General features: G+C 63.8%; 19 protein-coding genes. 10 read left to right on the top strand and 9 right to left on the bottom strand.

Going from position 1 to position 18,232, the window contains the following annotated elements; translation table 11 throughout:
• Window positions 1-58 precede the first annotated feature (58 nt).
• Genes QCE73_RS09125 through QCE73_RS09135 form a run of 3 tightly spaced genes read right to left on the bottom strand, consistent with a single transcriptional unit; the run spans window position 59 to window position 2,552 of the window.
• Window positions 59-1,909, bottom strand: a complete 1,851-nt coding sequence (locus tag QCE73_RS09125) for a hypothetical protein (RefSeq protein ID WP_309880834.1) — start codon at window positions 1,907-1,909, stop codon at window positions 59-61.
• The gene (locus QCE73_RS09130; protein WP_309880835.1) at window positions 1,893-2,318 is read right to left on the bottom strand and encodes a GtrA family protein; all 426 of its coding nucleotides are present in this window, start codon (window positions 2,316-2,318) and stop codon (window positions 1,893-1,895) included. The genes QCE73_RS09125 and QCE73_RS09130 overlap by 17 nt, the downstream gene beginning before the upstream one ends.
• A gap of 60 nt (window positions 2,319-2,378) precedes the next feature.
• On the bottom strand, window positions 2,379-2,552 hold the full coding sequence (locus QCE73_RS09135; RefSeq protein WP_309880836.1) for a hypothetical protein: 174 nt from the start codon (window positions 2,550-2,552) through the stop codon (window positions 2,379-2,381).
• A gap of 151 nt (window positions 2,553-2,703) precedes the next feature.
• Here QCE73_RS09135 and QCE73_RS09140 point away from each other — a divergent pair, with 151 nt between their 5' ends.
• The 6 genes from QCE73_RS09140 to QCE73_RS09165 all read left to right on the top strand — a co-directional run bounded on the left by QCE73_RS09140 (window position 2,704) and on the right by QCE73_RS09165 (window position 10,271).
• The gene (locus tag QCE73_RS09140) at window positions 2,704-3,798 is read left to right on the top strand and encodes a regulator (protein ID WP_309880838.1); all 1,095 of its coding nucleotides are present in this window, start codon (window positions 2,704-2,706) and stop codon (window positions 3,796-3,798) included.
• 13 nt (window positions 3,799-3,811) lie between these two features.
• The gene (gene recJ / locus QCE73_RS09145) at window positions 3,812-5,512 is read left to right on the top strand and encodes a single-stranded-DNA-specific exonuclease RecJ (protein WP_309880839.1); all 1,701 of its coding nucleotides are present in this window, start codon (window positions 3,812-3,814) and stop codon (window positions 5,510-5,512) included.
• 84 nt (window positions 5,513-5,596) lie between these two features.
• Window positions 5,597-6,701, top strand: a protein-coding gene (gene prfB / locus QCE73_RS09150) for a peptide chain release factor 2 (protein WP_187608802.1) whose coding sequence is annotated in 2 segments (ribosomal slippage) — window positions 5,597-5,677 and window positions 5,679-6,701 — 1,104 coding nt in all. Because the reading frame shifts where the segments join, the coding sequence is not laid out codon by codon here.
• 85 nt (window positions 6,702-6,786) lie between these two features.
• On the top strand, window positions 6,787-8,313 hold the full coding sequence (gene lysS, locus QCE73_RS09155) for a lysine--tRNA ligase (protein WP_309880842.1): 1,527 nt from the start codon (window positions 6,787-6,789) through the stop codon (window positions 8,311-8,313).
• A 287-nt stretch (window positions 8,314-8,600) separates the two neighbouring features.
• Window positions 8,601-9,368, top strand: coding sequence for a glycine zipper 2TM domain-containing protein (locus tag QCE73_RS09160; protein WP_309880844.1), 768 nt, complete (start codon window positions 8,601-8,603; stop codon window positions 9,366-9,368).
• 111 nt (window positions 9,369-9,479) lie between these two features.
• On the top strand, window positions 9,480-10,271 hold the full coding sequence (locus tag QCE73_RS09165) for a hypothetical protein (protein ID WP_035510028.1): 792 nt from the start codon (window positions 9,480-9,482) through the stop codon (window positions 10,269-10,271).
• Window positions 10,272-10,351: 80 nt separating this feature from the next.
• On the opposite strand, the gene pssA is transcribed toward QCE73_RS09165, so the two are convergent.
• The 6 genes from pssA to QCE73_RS09195 form a co-directional block, all read right to left on the bottom strand.
• Window positions 10,352-11,218 (bottom strand): CDP-diacylglycerol--serine O-phosphatidyltransferase, encoded by an 867-nt coding sequence (pssA, locus tag QCE73_RS09170; RefSeq protein WP_035510024.1) that lies wholly within the window; start codon window positions 11,216-11,218, stop codon window positions 10,352-10,354.
• 13 nt (window positions 11,219-11,231) lie between these two features.
• On the bottom strand, window positions 11,232-11,876 hold the full coding sequence (locus tag QCE73_RS09175; RefSeq protein ID WP_035510022.1) for a phosphatidylserine decarboxylase: 645 nt from the start codon (window positions 11,874-11,876) through the stop codon (window positions 11,232-11,234).
• A gap of 97 nt (window positions 11,877-11,973) precedes the next feature.
• Window positions 11,974-12,990 (bottom strand): ketol-acid reductoisomerase, encoded by a 1,017-nt coding sequence (gene ilvC / locus QCE73_RS09180; protein ID WP_035510019.1) that lies wholly within the window; start codon window positions 12,988-12,990, stop codon window positions 11,974-11,976.
• Between the two features lie 70 nt (window positions 12,991-13,060).
• Window positions 13,061-13,552, bottom strand: coding sequence for an acetolactate synthase small subunit (gene ilvN / locus QCE73_RS09185; protein ID WP_309880848.1), 492 nt, complete (start codon window positions 13,550-13,552; stop codon window positions 13,061-13,063).
• Between the two features lie 110 nt (window positions 13,553-13,662).
• Window positions 13,663-15,426 carry an acetolactate synthase 3 catalytic subunit gene (locus QCE73_RS09190; protein WP_035510017.1) on the bottom strand — a complete coding sequence of 588 codons (1,764 nt, stop codon included), beginning with the start codon at window positions 15,424-15,426 and terminating at the stop codon, window positions 13,663-13,665.
• Entirely contained in the window at window positions 15,423-15,710 is a 288-nt protein-coding gene (locus tag QCE73_RS09195) for a hypothetical protein (RefSeq protein WP_309880850.1), read from the bottom strand. The genes QCE73_RS09190 and QCE73_RS09195 overlap by 4 nt, the downstream gene beginning before the upstream one ends.
• Before the next feature lie 123 nt (window positions 15,711-15,833).
• On the opposite strand from QCE73_RS09195, the gene QCE73_RS09200 reads away from it, so the two are divergent.
• Genes QCE73_RS09200 through QCE73_RS09215 form a run of 4 tightly spaced genes read left to right on the top strand, consistent with a single transcriptional unit; the run spans window position 15,834 to window position 18,163 of the window.
• The gene (locus QCE73_RS09200) at window positions 15,834-16,397 is read left to right on the top strand and encodes an RNA polymerase sigma factor (RefSeq protein ID WP_035510010.1); all 564 of its coding nucleotides are present in this window, start codon (window positions 15,834-15,836) and stop codon (window positions 16,395-16,397) included.
• On the top strand, window positions 16,394-16,846 hold the full coding sequence (locus tag QCE73_RS09205; protein WP_309880852.1) for a DUF3619 family protein: 453 nt from the start codon (window positions 16,394-16,396) through the stop codon (window positions 16,844-16,846). The genes QCE73_RS09200 and QCE73_RS09205 overlap by 4 nt, the downstream gene beginning before the upstream one ends.
• Window positions 16,847-16,874: 28 nt before the next feature.
• Window positions 16,875-17,645 carry a DUF3106 domain-containing protein gene (locus QCE73_RS09210; protein ID WP_035510005.1) on the top strand — a complete coding sequence of 257 codons (771 nt, stop codon included), beginning with the start codon at window positions 16,875-16,877 and terminating at the stop codon, window positions 17,643-17,645.
• 32 nt (window positions 17,646-17,677) lie between these two features.
• Window positions 17,678-18,163 carry an RDD family protein gene (locus tag QCE73_RS09215; RefSeq protein ID WP_238215080.1) on the top strand — a complete coding sequence of 162 codons (486 nt, stop codon included), beginning with the start codon at window positions 17,678-17,680 and terminating at the stop codon, window positions 18,161-18,163.
• Window positions 18,164-18,232 lie beyond the last annotated feature (69 nt).

Raw genomic sequence — 18,232 nt, forward strand, 5'->3', positions numbered from 1 at the left:
CGCGAACGGTACGGCAGCGAACGCCGAAAGCCGCGTGGCGTGCACGGTCGCCGTCGATTCAGCGCAGGCTCACGCGGCACCACTGATAGACGGTGACGCCCTTCCCGATTCCGGCGCGGTAGCGCGCGCACGACGCCGTGTCGAGCACGAAGCCGTAACGCCCGAATGCCGACGCCGCGCGATCGGCGAGCGAGCGGTTCTCGGCGTCGCTGTCGCGGACATCGTCGGCGCGCAGGCCGAGGTGACAGCGCCTCGGGCCGGCCGGATCGTCGCGGTAGCTCGCGCGCAGGCGCAGATGATCCACCGTCCAGCGCAGTGCGCCGCAACCGCCCGCGCCCGACGTCAGACCGACGCTGTCGAGAATGGCGTTCGTGCGCACCATGCTGTCGGCTCGCCAGTTGTAGCTTCCATCGATCAGGGCGAAGGCGGGGCCGCCGCGCGAGCGGACCATGTCGCGCACGCGTTCGTCGAAGGCCGGGCCGCGCGGGAAACTGCTGTCGATCTGCGTGAACGCGACATCGACCGGAAAGCGTGTCGCGAGCCACGCCCACGCGGTGGTCTCGCTGTAGATGATCGCGGTCGTGCGCGCGGGTTCGGCAAGCGCCGGCAGTTCGGCGTGATAAAGCGGGTCCGCCCAGCCTTCATGCCCCCAGGTCCGCACGCCGCCCAGAACGGTCACCGCCACCGCCCCGCCGATGATCCATGCCGCCACGCGCCGCGCCAGCCGATCGTCGAGCAGCCGTTGCAGCAACACGAAGGTGACGATGGGCGTCAGCACTTCGATGGCGACGACGTATCGGTAGATGCTGAAGCCCTTCATCCACAGCACGAACCCGAGCGCGACGAACACGACGACGAAGCGCGAGCGCGCCTCCAGCCGCGCCATGCCGCGTCCGCGAAACCGCGCGATCGCGCACGCCGCGACCCAGATCCAGAACAGCGCATAGACGAGCGGCCAGACGATCTGACGCACCGGCGATTCGCCGACACGCCTCGGATCGGCGGCGATCACGAACGGCCACAACACGGTTTCGAGCAGATTGCGCGGCAGCCAGCGCAGATCGCCGTTGAGCGGCACCGTCAGCGAATTGGGAAACCATTTCGCGAAGAGCGGAAAAAACGGGTTGCCGAACAACCGCCACATGTGGAAGAGCCAGTAACCGCCCGTCACCGCGAAACCGGCCAGCGAGCCGACGCCGAAAACGAACGCGAGCCGCACGCGCACCGCCGCCGACGCCGGATAACCAAGCAGCGCCACGCACAGCGCCACGGCGAAGATCGCGTTGGTGAGCTTGAGCCCGACGCCCAGTCCGCACACGAAGCCGCAAGCCGCGGTGACGAGCCAGCCGCGCAGCCGCACCGACGACAGCGATTCCCAATTCGCGAGCAGAAGGAGCAAGCTCGCGAGGATGAGGAGCGCGGTCGTATCGTCGCCCATCGAGTTGCCGATGCCCGTCAGGAAACTCGGACTCAGCGCGCCCGCGAGCGCGAGCAGCAGCGGCACGCGATTCGCGTCTTCCGGCGCTCTTTGCGGCACCGCCAAGCGCGCGATATGGAACAGGAGAACGAACACGAGGCCGTGCAGCGCGCCCATCGCGAACCCTGCCACGCGTGATGGCAGATGCGTGTTCAGCCAGTACACCCCGACGTCGAGCATCGGGTTGAAGAACGATTGCATGCCCGCGGGCGCGAAATCGATCGACAGCTTGCCGTTGATCCACGCGAACGGGTTGTAGAGGTGATAGTTGAAAAGGTCCCAGTTGGCGTCAGCGCCGAGCACAAGCGAATACAGGCCGAAGAGCACGGGCACGAGAACCAGCGCGCGGGCCCGCACACGCGATGAATTCAGATCGAGCGCCTTCAGTTGCGACCAACGCGAGGACGAGGCGGGACTATTGGTTGGCTGCATTCGACTGCTTGTTTCGATGTTTGAAGACCCACCATTTGACGGTGGCGAAATTGACGACCATGCCGGCCAGCGAGCCCACCCCGACCGCGACGGTCGGCAGCCATGCAGTCGGGCGGCAGTTGATCACGACCGCCGTGTAGGCGAGATAGTTGACGCTCCCGCCGACGGAAGCCGCGGCGAGATAGCGCCACCATTCCGCCCAGGTCGAACGCTTCGCTACGCCAGGGAAGCTGAAGCGCCGGTTGATCCGCCAGGTGGCGAACACGGCGCATAGAAACGACACGGCGCGGCCCGCGAAATAACCGAGGCCGAGCGTGAGCCCGAGCATCAGCACGCCTGCATCGACGATGAAACCCACCGCGCCGGCGATCGCGAAGCGAAGGAATTGACCGCCCATGTCAGGAGGCATCGGGATAGCGATGGCCCAGCCGGTAAGCCTCGCGCTCCTGCAAACGGCGCGCCCCGACGATCACGTCCAGTCCTTCGCGTCCGGCAGCGCCGCGAGAAAGCCCTGCACCACCGAGCCGACCGTAACGGCTTCGTTATAACAAGGCACCAGTACGGCGATGCGCACGTGACCGAAACGCGCGGCGCGCGGCGCCGTAGCGTTGCGGTGCAAAGGATCGGCCAACGTCTGCTCCATATCGGGTGTCGGATGTAAAAAGGGACTGCGGAATATGTGATTTTACCTATCCCGATGCGTCAGACGCGCCGCGGCGCGAGAAGACGCGGGCATCGCAAGGCCTCCTGGCACACTTCGAAGCGGTCCGTCGCCCTGCCCGCTTTGCCCTACAATGCCGAGCATCATGCCCGTTCACGACCTTCATCTCCTGCTGCCGTTCGCGCTGCCGTCGGCCGCGGATGCCGCCATCGCCCTGCACGGACTGGAGAGCGCGGCGCTCGACAAGGTGCTCGCCCGCGCGACGCTCGAGGAACGCGTCATCGGTGAAGACTTTCAGCGGACGCTGCCGCACGAACGCTGGATCGCGCGGCGCTTCAACACCGTCACGCCCGCCGATCAACGCTATGCCGACGACGCCCCGCTCGCACCCTTCATGCTCCTCGCCGACGGCGGCACGCCCGGCGATGCTTCCTGGGCCTGCATCGAGCCGGTTCACGTACGGATCGCGCACGATCATCTCGTGCTGATCGATCCCGACACGCTCGGCGTGCACACGGAAGAAGCGCGCGCGCTCCTTCAGACCGCGCGGCCGGTGATCGAAGATTTGGGCGTCACGCTGCAAGCACCGACGCCTTTGCGCTGGTACGTGTCGGGCGAAGCGCTCGGCTCGCTCGCGGGCGCATCGCCGCTGCGCGCGACGGGCCGCAACATCGAAATCTGGCTGCCGCACGAAGCGCGCACCGGCGAGCGCTCGCGCGCCTGGATGAAGCTGCAGAACGAAGTGCAGATGGCGTGGTTCGAGCATCCGCTGAACGTGGAGCGCGAAGCGCGCGGCCTGCCCGCGATCAATTCGATCTGGCTTCACGGACAAGGCGCGATGCGGCCCGTGGCGACGCCTTTCGCCCGCGTGATGTCCGATGCCGCGGCGACGCGCGGTCTCGCGCTCGCGTCGGGCGTGAAGCCGTCGATGCCGCCCGAGTCGTTCGCATCGCTGTCGAAAGACGGCGCGCAAGGCACGACGCTCGTCGAGCTCAATCCGTTCTCCGCGCCGTTCATCGAGCAGGACTGGGCGCGCTGGAACGCGTCGCTCAAGGAACTCGAAGCCGCGTGGTTCGCCCCCGCGCTGCAGGCGCTCACCGATGGCTCGCTCGGCCGACTGAGCCTCACGCTGTGCGGCGACACCGGCTCGGTCACGCTCTCCGTCACGCGCTCCGATCTGCGCAAGTTCTGGCGGCGCCGTCCGGTCGCGGCGCTCTTCATCGAATAAGGCACACCCTGCAATGACGCGAATCGTTACGCGCGCCTCCTCTCCCGCCGACGCCGAAGCGCTGATGCGCCACGGCCTGCATCCCGTCATCGCGCGTCTGTACGCATCGCGCGGCGTGAGCTCGCCCGATGAAGTCGAAACCGAGTTCAAGCGCCTGCACGCGCCCGCCGGCCTGAAAGGCTGCGACGATGCCGCCGCCGTGCTCGCCGATGCGCTCGCGCAAGGCAAACGCATGCTCGTCGTCGCGGATTACGACTGCGACGGCGCCACCGCCTGCGCAGTCGCCGTGCGCGGCCTGCGCATGTTCGGCGCGACCATCGACTATCTGGTGCCCAACCGCTTCGAATACGGCTACGGGCTCACGCCGGAAATCGTCGAGCTGGCCTCGCGCTCGAAGAACGGCCTGCCCGATCTGCTGATCACGGTCGATAACGGTATCGCGAGCGTCGATGGCGTCGCCGCCGCGAACGCGCTCGGCATCGACGTGCTCGTCACCGATCATCACCTGCCCGGCGACGAACTGCCCGCCGCGCGCGCGATCGTCAATCCGAACCAGCCGGGCTGCGAGTTTCCGAGCAAATGCATCGCGGGCGTGGGCGTGATGTTCTACGTGCTGCTCGCGCTGCGCGCCGAGTTGCGCCGTCGCGGCGCTTATGAGAACGCGCCCGAGCCGCGCCTCGACGGCCTGCTCGATCTCGTCGCGCTCGGCACCGTCGCCGATGTCGTGAAGCTCGATTGCAACAACCGGATTCTCGTCGCGCAAGGTTTGAAGCGGATTCGCTCGGGCCGCATGCAGCCGGGCATCGCCGCGCTCTTTCGCGCCGCCGGCCGCGATGCGCGCGCGGCGTCGGGCTTCGATCTCGGCTTCGCGCTCGGCCCGCGGCTGAACGCGGCGGGACGGCTGTCGGACATGTCGCTCGGCATCGAATGTCTGACGACCGACGATATCGGCCGCGCGTGGGAGCTCGCGCAGCAACTCGATTCGATGAACCGCGAGCGTCGCGAAATCGAAGCCGGCATGCAGCAGCAGGCGCTCGCCGAACTGCAGACGATCGATCCCGGCGAGCGCGCGACGCTCACGCTCTACGATGCGAGCTGGCATCAGGGCGTGATCGGCATCGTCGCGGGGCGGCTGAAGGAGCGCTTCCACCGGCCTTCGTTCACCTTCGCCCACGCCGACGACAGCGGCACGCTCTGCAAGGGCTCCGGCCGCTCGATTCCGGGCTTTCATCTGCGCGACGCCGTCGATCTGATCAGCAAGCGCGAGCCCGGTCTCATCCACAAGTTCGGCGGCCACGCGATGGCCGCGGGCCTGACGATTTCCACCGCCGACATTCCGCGCTTCACCAAAGCCTTCGAAGCGATCGGGCGCGAATGGCTGACGGCCGAGGCGCTGTCGCGCACCGTCGAAACCGACGGCGAGCTGGAGGACGCGTACTTCACGCCGCAATTCGTCGACATGCTCGACGCCGCGGTCTGGGGACAGGGCTTTCCCGCGCCCACCTTCTCCGGCGAATTCGAAGTCGCGTCGCAGGCGCTCGTGAAAGAGAAGCATCTGAAGCTGTCGCTGTTGCGCGGGCGGCAGCGTTTCAACGCGATCTGGTTCAATCACGTCGATCCGCTGCCGCCGCGCGCGACCGTCGCGTACCGGCTCGTCAGCGATTCGTGGAACGGCGTCGCGCGGGTGCAACTGATCGTCGAGCACGCGGGCTGAGAAGGCGCGGCGGACGCCCGGAAAGGCGGGGAAAAGTTGTCGATCGGCTATAATTTCATCTTTTTACGAAGCCGAAGATCGACAATGGAAGCGGAACGTCTCAACGCGATCGAAAGCCTTCTGGCCGACCTGCGCCGCCGCGCGGGCGAGCTACGGGGGTATCTTTGACTACGACGCCAAGTCCGCGCGTCTAGTCGAAGTCAACAAGGAACTCGAAGACCCGAACGTCTGGAACGACTCGAAGAACGCCCAGGCGCTCGGTCGTGAAAAGAAGCTGCTCGACGGCGTGGTCTCGACAATCAGCGCGCTCGACAACGACCTGCGCGACGCCAGCGATCTCTTCGAGATGGCGCACGAGGAAAACGACGAGGACACGCTCGTCGCGTGCGAATCCGACGCCGATGCGCTGCGCGTTCGCGTCGAAGACATGGAATTCCGCCGGATGTTCTCGAACCCGGCCGATCCGAACAACTGCTTCATCGACATTCAGGCGGGCGCGGGCGGCACCGAAGCGTGCGACTGGGCGTCCATGCTGCTGCGCCAGTATCTGCGCTACTGCGAGCGCAAGGGCTTCAAGACCGAAGTCCTCGAAGAATCCGAAGGCGATGTCGCCGGCATCAAGAGCGCGACGATCAAGGTCGAAGGCGAATACGCATACGGCTATCTGCGCACCGAAACGGGCATCCACCGCCTCGTGCGCAAGTCGCCGTTCGATTCGTCGGGCGGCCGGCATACGTCGTTCTCGTCGGTGTTCGTGTATCCGGAAATCGACGATTCGATCGAGATCGAAATCAATCCCGCCGATATCCGCACGGACACGTATCGCGCATCGGGCGCGGGCGGCCAGCACATCAACAAGACCGATTCGGCAGTGCGTCTCACGCACGCGCCCACCGGCATCGTCGTGCAGTGCCAGAACGACCGCTCGCAGCACCGCAATCGCGCGGAAGCCATGCAGATGCTCAAGGCGCGTCTCTACGAATTCGAGATGCGCAAGCGCCAGGCCGAACAGGACAAGCTCGAATCGAGCAAGACCGATGTGGGCTGGGGCCATCAGATCCGCTCCTACGTGCTCGACCAGAGCCGCGTGAAGGATCTGCGCACCAACGTCGAAATGAGCAACACGCGCGCCGTGCTCGACGGCGACCTCGACGACTTCATCGGCGCGAGCCTGAAACAGGGCGTTTGATGCCTTGGAGCGGCGTGGCCTTCCGGTCGCGCCGCTTTCGTTTCATCCCGCCGCGCATTCGCCGCATTCAAAGCCAAGAATCATCATGACCGAACCGACTCAACCGGGCGCCGCTCCCGAACTGGAAGAGAACCAGATCATCGCCGAGCGACGCGACAAGCTGCGCTCGCTGCGCGAGCAAGGCGTCGCCTATCCGAACGATTTCCGCCCGACGCATCAGGCCGCGGCGCTCCAGAGCGAGTACGCCGAAACGGACAAAGACGCGCTCGAAGCGAATCCCCTGCCCGTCGCGATCGCCGGGCGCATGATGCTCAAGCGCGTAATGGGCAAGGCCAGCTTCGCGACGGTTCAGGACGGCAGCGGCCAGATCCAGTTCTTCGTGACGCCCGCCGATGTCGGCGCCGAAACCTACGACGCCTTCAAGAAATGGGATCTGGGCGACATCGTCGCCGCGCAAGGCGTGCTGTTCCGCACGAACAAGGGCGAGCTGTCGGTGCGCTGCACGGAATTGCGACTGCTCTCGAAGGCGCTGCGCCCGCTGCCGGACAAGTTCCACGGTCTCGCCGATCAGGAAATGCGCTATCGCCAGCGTTATGTCGATCTGATCGTTACGCCGGAGTCGCGCAAGACGTTCATGGCGCGCACGAAGGCCGTCACGTCGATCCGCAATTTCATGTCGCAGGCGAACTTCATGGAAGTCGAAACGCCGATGCTGCACCCGATTCCGGGCGGCGCGGCGGCGAAGCCTTTCACGACGCATCACAACGCGCTCGACATGCAGATGTTCCTGCGCATCGCGCCCGAGCTGTATCTGAAGCGGCTGATCGTCGGCGGCTTCGAGCGCGTGTTCGAGATCAACCGTAACTTCCGGAACGAAGGCGTGTCGCCGCGTCACAATCCGGAATTCACGATGATGGAGTTCTACGCCGCGTACACCGATTACCGCTGGCTGATGGACTTCACCGAGCAGCTGATCCGCCAGGCCGCCGTCGATGCGCTCGGCACCGCGACCATCACGTATCAGGGCCGCGAGCTCGACCTGAGCAAGCCGTTCCATCGCCTGACGATCAATCAGGCGATCCAGAAGTACGCGCCCCAGTACACCGACGCGCAGTTGACGGACGCCGCGTTCCTGCGCACGGAATTGAAGAAGTTCGGCGTCGATACGAACCAGCCCGCTTTCCTCAACGCCGGCGTCGGATCGCTGCAACTCGCGCTGTTCGAAGAGACGGCGGAATCGCAATTGTGGGAACCGACGTATATCGTCGATTACCCGATCGAGGTGTCGCCGCTCGCGCGCGCATCGGATTCGGTGCCGGGCATCACCGAGCGCTTCGAGCTGTTCATCACGGGGCGCGAGATCGCCAACGGCTTCTCGGAGCTGAACGATCCGGAAGATCAGGCTGCGCGCTTCCAGAAGCAGGTCGATCAGAAAGACGCGGGCGACGAGGAAGCGATGTACTTCGACGCCGACTACATCCGCGCGCTCGAATACGGCATGCCGCCGACGGGCGGTTGCGGCATCGGCGTCGATCGTCTGGTGATGCTGCTGACCGACAGCCCGAGCATCCGCGATGTGATTCTGTTCCCGCATCTGCGTCGCGAAGATTGAGTTTCTGGCTCGATCGACAAGCGAGAAAGGCGCGCCCACCGAGGCGCGCTTTTTTTCGCCTGGCAGATTCTGATGTAACCGATGGTAAATATTTCAAGGCCGATTGGGGAGCGTGCGGCATGTCGGCGTGTGCTGTCGGGGCTGGCATCAGACGTGCTTTTTTCGATGCACGTCGCGTCAGCGAAATTGTTACAAGCCGAAAAAGCGAAAAATTCGGGTTTCCCCCAGAATTGGCTGTAACGGCCGGCATCGGAAGCCGCAACTTGCCTCGAAACGGAGGTTCGACAATGGATAACGGAACCAACAAACTCAGCACGTCGCCCTCTTCCGGCGGCGCTCAGCCGCAGCAGCGGCGCCTGCATCCGCTCGTCGCGACGGCAGCGGGCGCGGTCATCGTCGCGAGCCTCGTGGCGACTGCCGCGATGACGGGGTTGTTCCCGAAGGCATCGAGCAATTCGGCGCAGAATCCGCAGACGCAGACGGCACCGGTCGCGCAACAGCCAGTGGTCGATTCCGCCGCGCCGAGTCCGGCGGCGCAGCAGCCCACGGCCGCGCAACAACAGGCGGCTCAGCAGGCCGCTCAGCAGCAGGCAGCCCAGCAACAGGCTGCACAGCAGGCGGCGGCGCAACAAGCGGCCCAGCAGCAGGCGCAACAAGCGCCCGCACAGCCCCAACCCGCACAGCCTTCGTATGCGCAGCAACAGCCGCAGCACCCCGCGTATTGCTCGACCTGCGGCACCGTCGAGGCAATCTCCGCCGTTAAACAGGAAGGCCACGGAACGGGGATCGGCGCGGTCGGTGGCGCGGTCGCGGGCGGTGTCGTCGGCAACCAGTTCGGACGCGGGGGCGGCCGTACCGCGATGACGCTCCTCGGCGCGCTCGGCGGTGGTCTGGCGGGCAACTCCGTCGAGAAGCATCTGCGTAGCGAGACCGACTATTCGGTGCGCGTGCGGATGGAAAACGGCCATACGCGCACTTTCACGTACAAGAATCCGCCGCCGTTCCAGCAAGGCGAGCGCGTGCATATTCAGAACGGGACGTTAGTCGCGGGTTAGATGGGGGGCGGGTCCCCAGAATGTCACCGCAGTACTTGTAAGAATTGCTCCGACCCAATTTTGCATCCGCCCTGCCAATAGATAATCCTTCTTTTTCAACGAAGGATAGAAATGCTCGGCATCACGCTGGTTGGAGCGAACGGCATGGGAGACAAGCTCCAGTTCTCGAATTTTCCGGAAAATTACTTCAGGAACACGGGCGAGCGAGTTGTTGATATCGATCGGTGCTGGGTCTTCGATCACAATCCGTACGTCGTCCGTGACGTGGAACCGGCCAGCGTCGTTAATCTTTGGTCAACGCCGTGGCCGTGGGCGACGAAATTGTCGTTCCACGAATACAACTCAAAACCGGTCTTTTCCTCCATCGCGGAGCGCACCGGCACGATATTCGGACACGTGGTTTATCTTCGGCATCCCCGGCTCTACAGGTTTGAGGAGGTACCAGCGGTCGAGCGACGAATCGTGCTGCACACGACTGGCAGCGGTCTTCATCCTGTCTTGTCACACGGCGAGGACAGCATCCGGCGACTTTCCAACGAAATCATCGCCCATATACGCGAGGCTTACGCGGACCACGAGATCATTCAGATCGGCGCGCGTACGGACGCCGACGCCGGCGTGATCGACTGTCGCGGCATCGACGACATCTGGGAAGTGGTTCGCATCATCGCTCAGGCGCGCGTATTCATAGGCGTCGATAGCGGCCCGTACTGGATTGCGTCGTGCTTCCCGAAGATTTTTCGCAAGAAGATCATGATGCAGTATCCGCCCGACTACCTCCGCTCCGCCTTCGTCCCGATGCACGTGCTCAATTCGCACACACACTGGCACGACGCGTCATGCATCTATTTCAATCGAACGACAGACGATGCGGGCATCACCTATAGCTATCTGAAGCTTTGAAGGCTGATCGAGCGTTGAACATCGGCGTGGACGGCCCCGGAGCGTCGCGTCAGCGATCAAGCTCTGGAGCGCCGGCCGCTCTAATGCTCCCGCTGCGAGCTGCGCGCCGGATTCTGCCTGCCGCGCATCGCGAGATATCCCCACCAGATGTAGCCCGAAAAGCCGTACAGCACGAACAGGCAAAACAGCATGACCGGCGGATCGGACGACACCAGCACGAACGCCACCACGATCAGCAGCACGCCCGCGAACGGCACGCGATAACGCACGTCGAGCGCCTTGCCGCTGTAGAACGGCGCGTTCGACACCATCGTTACGCCTGCGTACACGGTCAGCGCGAACGCGACCCACGGCAGCCACACGAGCTTGAGCGGCACGCGATTGTCCGTCGCGAGCCAGACGAAGCCGGCGATGAGCGCCGCCGCGGCCGGCGACGGCAAACCTTGAAAGTACCGCTTGTCGACCACGCCGATGTTCGAATTGAAGCGCGCGAGCCGCAACGCCGCGCCCGAGCAATACACGAACGCCGCGAGCCAGCCCCAGCGCCCGAGGTCCTTCAGCACCCATTCGTACATCACGAGCGCGGGCGCGACGCCGAACGACACCATGTCCGACAAACTGTCGAACTGCTCGCCGAACGCACTCTGCGTGTGCGTCATGCGCGCGACGCGCCCGTCCATGCCGTCGAGCACCATCGCGACGAAAATGGCGATGGCCGCAATCTCGAAACGGACGTTCATCGCCTGAACGACAGCGAAGAAGCCACAAAACAAAGCCGCCGTCGTGAACGCGTTGGGCAGCAGATAAATGCCGCGCTTCCTCAGAAACTGCTGTCGCTTCGCGCGACGCGTCTCCACGGCGCCCACGTCCTGAGCGGCCTTGTTGCGGCGGAACGCGCGCGGAGTCGTCGCGTTCGCGCGGTTACGGCGCGGTTTGAATGCCGCCATCGAATCCCCCGCGTTATTCCGCGAACTCGGCGAGAATCGTCGACGAAGCCGAAACCTTCTCGCCGATCGACACGCGCGGGCGGCTGCCCACCGGCAGATACACGTCGACGCGCGAGCCGAAGCGGATGAAGCCGTAGCGCTGTCCGCGCGTGAGCGGCTCGCCGACGTGCACGTAGCACAGAATGCGGCGCGCGATCAGTCCCGCGATCTGCACCGACGTGACGGTATGCCCGCTCGCCGTCTGCAGCACGACCGCGTTGCGCTCGTTCTCGGTCGAAGCTTTATCGACGGCGGCATTCAGATACGCGCCCGGAAAGTACTGGACCTTCGTGATCGCGCCGTCCACCGGCGAGCGTTGCGAGTGCACGTTGAACACGTTCATGAACACGCTGATCTTGAGCGCCTCGCGGCCCACGTACGGATCGTGCGCGGTTTCGACCGCGACGATGCGCCCGTCGGCCGGACACAGCACCGCGTTGGGCTGGGTCGGGATCGGGCGGGCCGGATCGCGGAAGAACTGGACGACGAAAATCACGATCAGCCAGAAGATCCAGGCGAAGCCGAAGCCGCCCATCGCTTGCACGAGGATGGCGACGACAGCCGCGATGGCGATGAACGGCCAGCCTTCGCGGGCAATGATCGGATGAGGATAGTTCATGAACGGGTTCTGTGGTTTATAAAGACCGTAGGATAGCAAAAGCCGCCCGGCGCACTGGGCTGCCGGACGGCTTTCGATAGAGCAAAAAACGTGACGCTTAGTTCTTCGACTGGTCGACGAGCTTGTTCTTAGCGATCCACGGCATCATCGCGCGCAGCTTTTCGCCGACTTGCTCGATCTGATGCTCGGAGGTCAGACGGCGGCGCGATTGCAGCGTCGGCGCACCGGCGCGGTTCTCGATGATGAAGCTCTTCGCGTATTCGCCGGTCTGGATGTCCTTCAGCACGGCCTTCATCGCCTTCTTCGTCTCTTCCGTGACGATGCGCGGACCCGTCACGTACTCGCCGTATTCGGCGTTGTTCGAGATCGAGTAGTTCATGTTGGCGATGCCGCCTTCATAGATCAGGTCGACGATCAGCTTCAGTTCGTGCAGGCACTCGAAGTACGCCATTTCCGGCGCGTAGCCCGCTTCCACCAGCGTTTCGAAGCCGGCCTTGATCAGATCGACGGTGCCGCCGCACAGAACCGCTTGCTCGCCGAACAGGTCGGTTTCCGTTTCTTCACGGAAGTTCGTCTCGATGATGCCGGCACGGCCGCCGCCGTTCGCCACTGCGTACGACAACGCGACATCGCGCGCCGAACCCGACTTGTCCTGTGCAACGGCGACCAGATGCGGCACGCCGCCGCCCTGGCTGTACGTGTTGCGCACGGTGTGGCCCGGCGCTTTCGGCGCGATCATGATGACGTCCAGATCCGCACGCGGGATCACCTGGCCGTAATGGATGTTGAAGCCGTGCGCGAACGCGAGCGCCGCGCCCTGCTTGGCGTTGTCGTGCACTTCGTTCTTGTAGACTTCGGCGATCTGCTCGTCGGGCAGAAGCATCATGACGACGTCGGCGCCCTTCACGGCTTCGGCCACTTCCTTCACCTTGAGGCCCGCGTTCTCGGCCTTGCTCCACGATGCGCCGCCCTTACGCAGACCCACCGTCACGTTCACGCCGCTGTCCTTCAGGTTGAGCGCGTGCGCATGGCCTTGCGAGCCATAACCGATGATGGTGACTTGCTTGCCCTTGATGAGGGAGAGGTCGGCGTCCTTGTCGTAGAAAACTTTCATGGTGGTTCCTTGAGTCCTGATGCGTTGAATGGTTGCGCTACTTTGCTGCAAATGAATGGGTGAGACGCCGTTACACCTTGAGAATCCGCTCGCCCCGGCCGATGCCGGAGCTGCCCGTGCGAACCGTTTCGAGGATCGCGGTGGTGTCGAGCGCCTGAATGAACGCGTCGAGCTTGTCGGACGCGCCGGTCAGTTCCATCGTGTAGGTTTTCTCGGTCACGTCGATGATGCGGCCGCGGAAAATGTCCGCCATGCGCTTCATCTCTTCGCGTTCCTTGCCGACCGCCCTTACCTTGATGAGCATCAGCTCGCGCTCGATGTGGGCGCCCTCTGTCAGGTCGACCACTTTCACCACCTCGATCAGGCGGTTCAGGTGCTTCGTGATCTGTTCGATCACGTCGTCCGAGCCAATCGAGACGATGGTCAGCCGCGACAGCGAACTGTCTTCGGTCGGCGCCACCGTCAGCGTTTCGATGTTATAGCCGCGCGCCGAAAAGAGCCCGACGACGCGCGATAACGCGCCCGGTTCGTTTTCCAGCAAAACGGAGATGATGTGTTTCATGTGCGTGATTCCCGAATATGTCCAGAAGTGGCGTTCGTTCGAAAAACCCGCGCGCAGCGCATGTCCTTTGTGAAGACAGGCGCGCGCGAGCCTCGCGAGACAAAGCCGCGTTAAAGATCCTCAGAGCCGAGCAGCATTTCCGTGATGCCTTTGCCTGCCTGCACCATCGGGAATACGTTTTCGGTCGGATCGGTCTGGAAGTCGAGAAATACGGTGCGATCCTTCAAACGCAGCGCTTCCTTCAGCGCCGGTTCGACGTCCGCGGTCTTTTCGACACGAATGCCGACATGGCCATACGCCTCGGCCAGCTTCACGAAGTCCGGCAGCGCGTCCATGTACGAACTGGAATAGCGCTTCTTGTACTCGATCTGCTGCCACTGGCGCACCATGCCCAGATAGCGGTTGTTCAGCGAAATGATCTTGACGGGCGTGTTGTACTGCTTGCACGTCGAGAGCTCCTGAATGCACATCTGGATGGAGCCTTCGCCCGTGATGCAGACCACTTCGTCGTCCGGAAAGGCCATCTTCACGCCCATCGCCGCCGGCAGGCCGAAGCCCATCGTGCCGAGGCCGCCCGAATTGATCCAGCGGCGCGGCTTGTTGAACGGATAGAACTGCGCCGCCCACATCTGGTGCTGGCCGACGTCCGAGCACACGAACGCGTTGCCGTCGGTCAGCTCCCAGAGCTTTTCGACGACGTACTGCGGCTTGATGATTTCGCTCTTGCGGTCGTAAGCGAGGCAGTCCTTCGAGCGCCAGCCTTCGATCTCGTCCCACCACGTCTTGAGCGCCTGCGTGTCCGGGCCGTGCTCCGCGTGCTGAAGCTGCTCGATCAGTTCCTTCAGCACCTCCTTCACGTCGCCGACGATGGGGATATCCACCTTCACGCGCTTGGAAATGGACGACGGATCGACGTCGATATGAATGATCTTGCGCGGCGACGACGCGAAGTGCTTGGGATCGCCGATCACGCGGTCGTCGAAGCGCGCGCCGATCGCGATCAGCACGTCGCAGTTCTGCATCGCCATGTTGGCTTCGTACGTGCCGTGCATGCCGAGCATGCCGAGAAACTTCTTGTCGGACGCGCGATAGCCGCCGAGGCCCATCAGCGTGTTGGTGACGGGATAGCCGAGCAGATCGGCGAACTGGTTCAGCTCGCGCGACGCATCCGCGAGGATGATGCCGCCGCCCGTGTAGATATACGGACGCTTCGCCGACAGGAGCAGTTGCACCGCCTTGCGGATCTGACCCGAATGGCCTTTCGTGACAGGGTTGTACGAACGCAGCGACACGCTCTTGATCGGCTCGTACTTGCACGGCGCCTTCGACACGTCCTTCGGAATGTCGATGAGCACCGGGCCGGGACGGCCGGTACGCGCGATGTAGAACGCCTTCTTGACGGTCGCGGCGAGGTCGCGCACGTCCTTCACGAGGAAGTTGTGCTTCACGCACGGACGCGTGATGCCGACGGTGTCGCATTCCTGGAATGCGTCGAGGCCGATGGCCGCGGTGGGCACCTGGCCGCTGATGACGACGAGCGGAATCGAATCCATATAGGCCGTGGCGATGCCGGTGACGGCATTGGTGACGCCCGGTCCCGAGGTCACGAGGCACACGCCTACGTTGCCTGTCGAGCGCGCGTAGGCGTCGGCGGCATGCACGGCGGCCTGTTCGTGGCGCACGAGAATGTGCTGGATCTGGTCCTGCTTGTACAGCTCGTCGTAGATGTAGAGTACCGAGCCGCCGGGATAGCCCCAGATGAATTCGACGTTCTCGTCAGCGAGCGCGCGCATGAGCACGGTGCCGCCGATGGAGTCAGCTTCGTGAGGGGGTGTGGTATCCGACGTGGAGAATTCCGCGCTAGGCATGTTCATTCATCACCTTTCGAATTTTCGGCAAAAAATTGATCGGGTGCTCTCTGCCGGGCTTGTGGCTCGGGTTCAAGCGGCGCGTCTAGGTTTGACAGGCGAACTTCTTGGGCTCGCCTCAAAGCAGACATTTCACTGATGATGCGAGTCAGAAAATGTAACAGCGCCGCGCGAGGCGGGTCAAGCAAAAAGTTTCCGAATGTGCCGATGGCGCCGTTCGCGCACGCCTCGAAGGTAAAAGCGACCTGCACGCGCAGTCTCGCGAATTCACGGTCAATCGTCTGATGCATGTCGGAAGTGGCAACAAAACCTCTCAATTTCTCCGGATGCGGCGAAACTTTGCTAGGATTCGCAGGTTTTCCTAGAACTCCACGATCCTTTCGACGCAAGCTCTTGCGCCGGGTCCCCAACGGATGGCATCAGACAAGGAACTCGCCGACTTCCTGGCGGGCGTCGAAAGACGCGCGTTCAAGCAGACCGTGTATACCGTTCGCGACGACGACGCGGCGCTCGACATCGTGCAAGACGCGATGATCAAGCTGGCGGAGAAATACGGCGACCGTCCATCATCCGAGCTTCCGCTTTTATTCCAGCGTATCCTTCAGAACGCGACGCACGATTATTTCCGTCGCCAGAAGGTGCGCAACACCTGGGTCAGCCTCTTCTCGTCCTTCGGCAACGCCGACGACGACGAATTCGACCCGCTCGAAACCTTCGAATCCGAGGACAGCGCGGTCGGCAGCGAGAGCAGCGAGAACCGTCTGGAGCGCGAACAGGTCTTGAATCTGATCGACGCCGAAATCCAGAAACTGCCGGCACGTCAACGGGAAGCGTTTCTCATGCGTTACTGGGAAGACATGGATGTCGCTGAGACGGCCGCCGCGATGGGGTGCTCCGAGGGCAGCGTGAAGACGCATTGCTCACGCGCCACGCACACTCTCGCACAAGCCCTGAAAGCCAAAGGGATCACGCTATGAGTTCCGCTCTTGAAACGAAGGAAAACGAGTTCGCGCTGAAGGTCGTGCGCGCACTGGACGAAAGCACGTCGAATATTCCGGCTGCCGCCGTCGACCGGCTGCGCGAGGCGCGCCGCTCGGCGATCGCGCGCAAGAAGCCGGAGAAAGTCGCCGTCACGATGACAGCGCCCGCGTTCACGCCGGCCCTGGCCGGCGCGGGCGCCACGCTCACGACCGGCGATGCCGGCGACGATCATCGTCCGAAGGGACTGCTCGCGCGGCTTGGCGGGCTCGGCCTCGCGTGGCCGCTCGCGGCGCTCATCATCGGACTGGCGGGCATCGCGTATTGGGAAGATCAGCAGCGCAAGGCGGAACTCGCCGACATCGACGCAGCCATGATGAGCGACAGCCTGCCGATCGACGCCTATCTGGATCACGGTTTCAACGCGTACCTGACGCGCAATCATTAAACACTGAATACAGCGGGGGAATTTTCGGGTGAGTTACAAGCGCGGTCTCGCGATTGTCTTTGGTTGCGCGATTGCGGGTCTGGTTGCGTTCGCCGCGACTTATCCGCGCTTTTATTCCACCGCCGGCGCTCCGTCCTCACCGCCCGTGACGCCGGGCGGCGGCTCGGGCACGAGCGCGGATTCGAACGCCTCGACGCTCTCCGCGCTGGGTGCCGAAGGACCGCTCTCCTGGAACCGTCTCACCGAAGCGCAGCATGCCGCGCTCGCGCCCTTCGCCACGCAATGGGATACCTTTTCCGACGAGCGCAAGCAGAAGTGGCTGAAGATCGCGTCCCGGTTTCATCGGATGTCGCCTGAAGCGCAGAAGCATCTGCATCAGCGCATGGAGGAATGGGTGCGTCTCACGCCCGACCAGCGCAAGGTCGCGCGCGAGAACTATCAGGTTTCCAAATCGGTGCCGCTCGACAAGCGCGAAAAGGCGTGGGACGCCTATCAGAAGCTTTCCGAAGAGCAGAAGAAGAAGCTCGCCGCGAGCGAGCACGTGCGTCGTCCGACGATCGTTTCCGCGCCGCCCACGGGCAAGACCGAAGTGAAGGACATCAACCGCCTCGTCACCGCACGCGAACAGGGGCACGTTCCCGGCCACGCGGAAGGCGGATCGGGCGCGGCGGCCGCTCCGGCCGCGCCCATCTCCGGCACGCCGATGCAACCGGCCATTCCGAACGCCGCGAGCATCGTCCCGGCCACGCCGATTCCGGTCTCGCCGCAGCAGGCGCCTTCGATGTACAACGGCTCGTGAGCGCTCAGCCCGCGGCACTCGCCATCGACCCGATGCGCGCGCCCACGCTGCGCCGCCGCCTCGCGACGATGCTCTACGAAAGCGTGATCCTCTTCGGCGTGGTGTTCCTAGCGGGCTATCTCTTCAGCACGCTCACGCAGCAGCGCAACGGCCTCACGCATCACAACTGGCTGATGTCGTGGATCGGCATCGTGCTCGCGGCGTACTTCGTATATTTCTGGACACACGGCGGCCAGACCTTGCCGATGAAGACCTGGCGCCTCAAGGTCGTCGATGCGCAGGGCCAGCCCGTCAAACCCGCGCGTGCGTTCGCGCGCTATGTGCTCGCGTGGCTGTGGTTCCTTCCGCCGCTCGCGCTGCATCCTCTCTTCTCCCTCGCCGTGCCGCAGACGCTCGCCGTCTTCGCGGCGTGGGTCGCGCTGTGGGCCGCCGCCGTGTGGCTCGATCCGGCGCGCCAATTTCTCCACGATCGCCTCGCGGGCACGCGCATCGTCACGGCTCAGCGCACTGTCAAGTAATAAGAACTTCTCGTGACTGTCACGGCTCGGTCACAGCCGCATGGCGCAATGCGCATACCGAAACCCGAT

Source organism: Caballeronia sp. LZ029 (genome assembly GCF_031451275.1).
In the GTDB taxonomy this organism is placed as follows: Bacteria; Pseudomonadota; Gammaproteobacteria; order Burkholderiales; family Burkholderiaceae; genus Caballeronia; species Caballeronia jiangsuensis.

Excerpts from the sequence above, each read along its gene's own strand:
- lysS (WP_309880842.1), top strand. The coding sequence starts at position 6,787 with ATGACCGAACCGACTCAACCGGGCGCCGCTCCCGAACTGGAAGAGAAC.
- QCE73_RS09195 (WP_309880850.1), bottom strand. The coding sequence starts at position 15,710 with ATGCATCAGACGATTGACCGTGAATTCGCGAGACTGCGCGTGCAGGTC.
- QCE73_RS09140 (WP_309880838.1), top strand. The coding sequence starts at position 2,704 with ATGCCGAGCATCATGCCCGTTCACGACCTTCATCTCCTGCTGCCGTTC.
- QCE73_RS09190 (WP_035510017.1), bottom strand. The coding sequence starts at position 15,426 with ATGAACATGCCTAGCGCGGAATTCTCCACGTCGGATACCACACCCCCT.
- ilvC (WP_035510019.1), bottom strand. The coding sequence starts at position 12,990 with ATGAAAGTTTTCTACGACAAGGACGCCGACCTCTCCCTCATCAAGGGC.
- QCE73_RS09160 (WP_309880844.1), top strand. The coding sequence starts at position 8,601 with ATGGATAACGGAACCAACAAACTCAGCACGTCGCCCTCTTCCGGCGGC.
- QCE73_RS09130 (WP_309880835.1), bottom strand. The coding sequence starts at position 2,318 with ATGCCTCCTGACATGGGCGGTCAATTCCTTCGCTTCGCGATCGCCGGC.
- QCE73_RS09125 (WP_309880834.1), bottom strand. The coding sequence starts at position 1,909 with ATGCAGCCAACCAATAGTCCCGCCTCGTCCTCGCGTTGGTCGCAACTG.
- QCE73_RS09215 (WP_238215080.1), top strand. The coding sequence starts at position 17,678 with ATGCGCGCGCCCACGCTGCGCCGCCGCCTCGCGACGATGCTCTACGAA.
- QCE73_RS09205 (WP_309880852.1), top strand. The coding sequence starts at position 16,394 with ATGAGTTCCGCTCTTGAAACGAAGGAAAACGAGTTCGCGCTGAAGGTC.
- QCE73_RS09200 (WP_035510010.1), top strand. The coding sequence starts at position 15,834 with ATGGCATCAGACAAGGAACTCGCCGACTTCCTGGCGGGCGTCGAAAGA.
- pssA (WP_035510024.1), bottom strand. The coding sequence starts at position 11,218 with ATGGCGGCATTCAAACCGCGCCGTAACCGCGCGAACGCGACGACTCCG.
- recJ (WP_309880839.1), top strand. The coding sequence starts at position 3,812 with ATGACGCGAATCGTTACGCGCGCCTCCTCTCCCGCCGACGCCGAAGCG.
- QCE73_RS09175 (WP_035510022.1), bottom strand. The coding sequence starts at position 11,876 with ATGAACTATCCTCATCCGATCATTGCCCGCGAAGGCTGGCCGTTCATC.
- ilvN (WP_309880848.1), bottom strand. The coding sequence starts at position 13,552 with ATGAAACACATCATCTCCGTTTTGCTGGAAAACGAACCGGGCGCGTTA.
- QCE73_RS09165 (WP_035510028.1), top strand. The coding sequence starts at position 9,480 with ATGCTCGGCATCACGCTGGTTGGAGCGAACGGCATGGGAGACAAGCTC.
- QCE73_RS09135 (WP_309880836.1), bottom strand. The coding sequence starts at position 2,552 with ATGGAGCAGACGTTGGCCGATCCTTTGCACCGCAACGCTACGGCGCCG.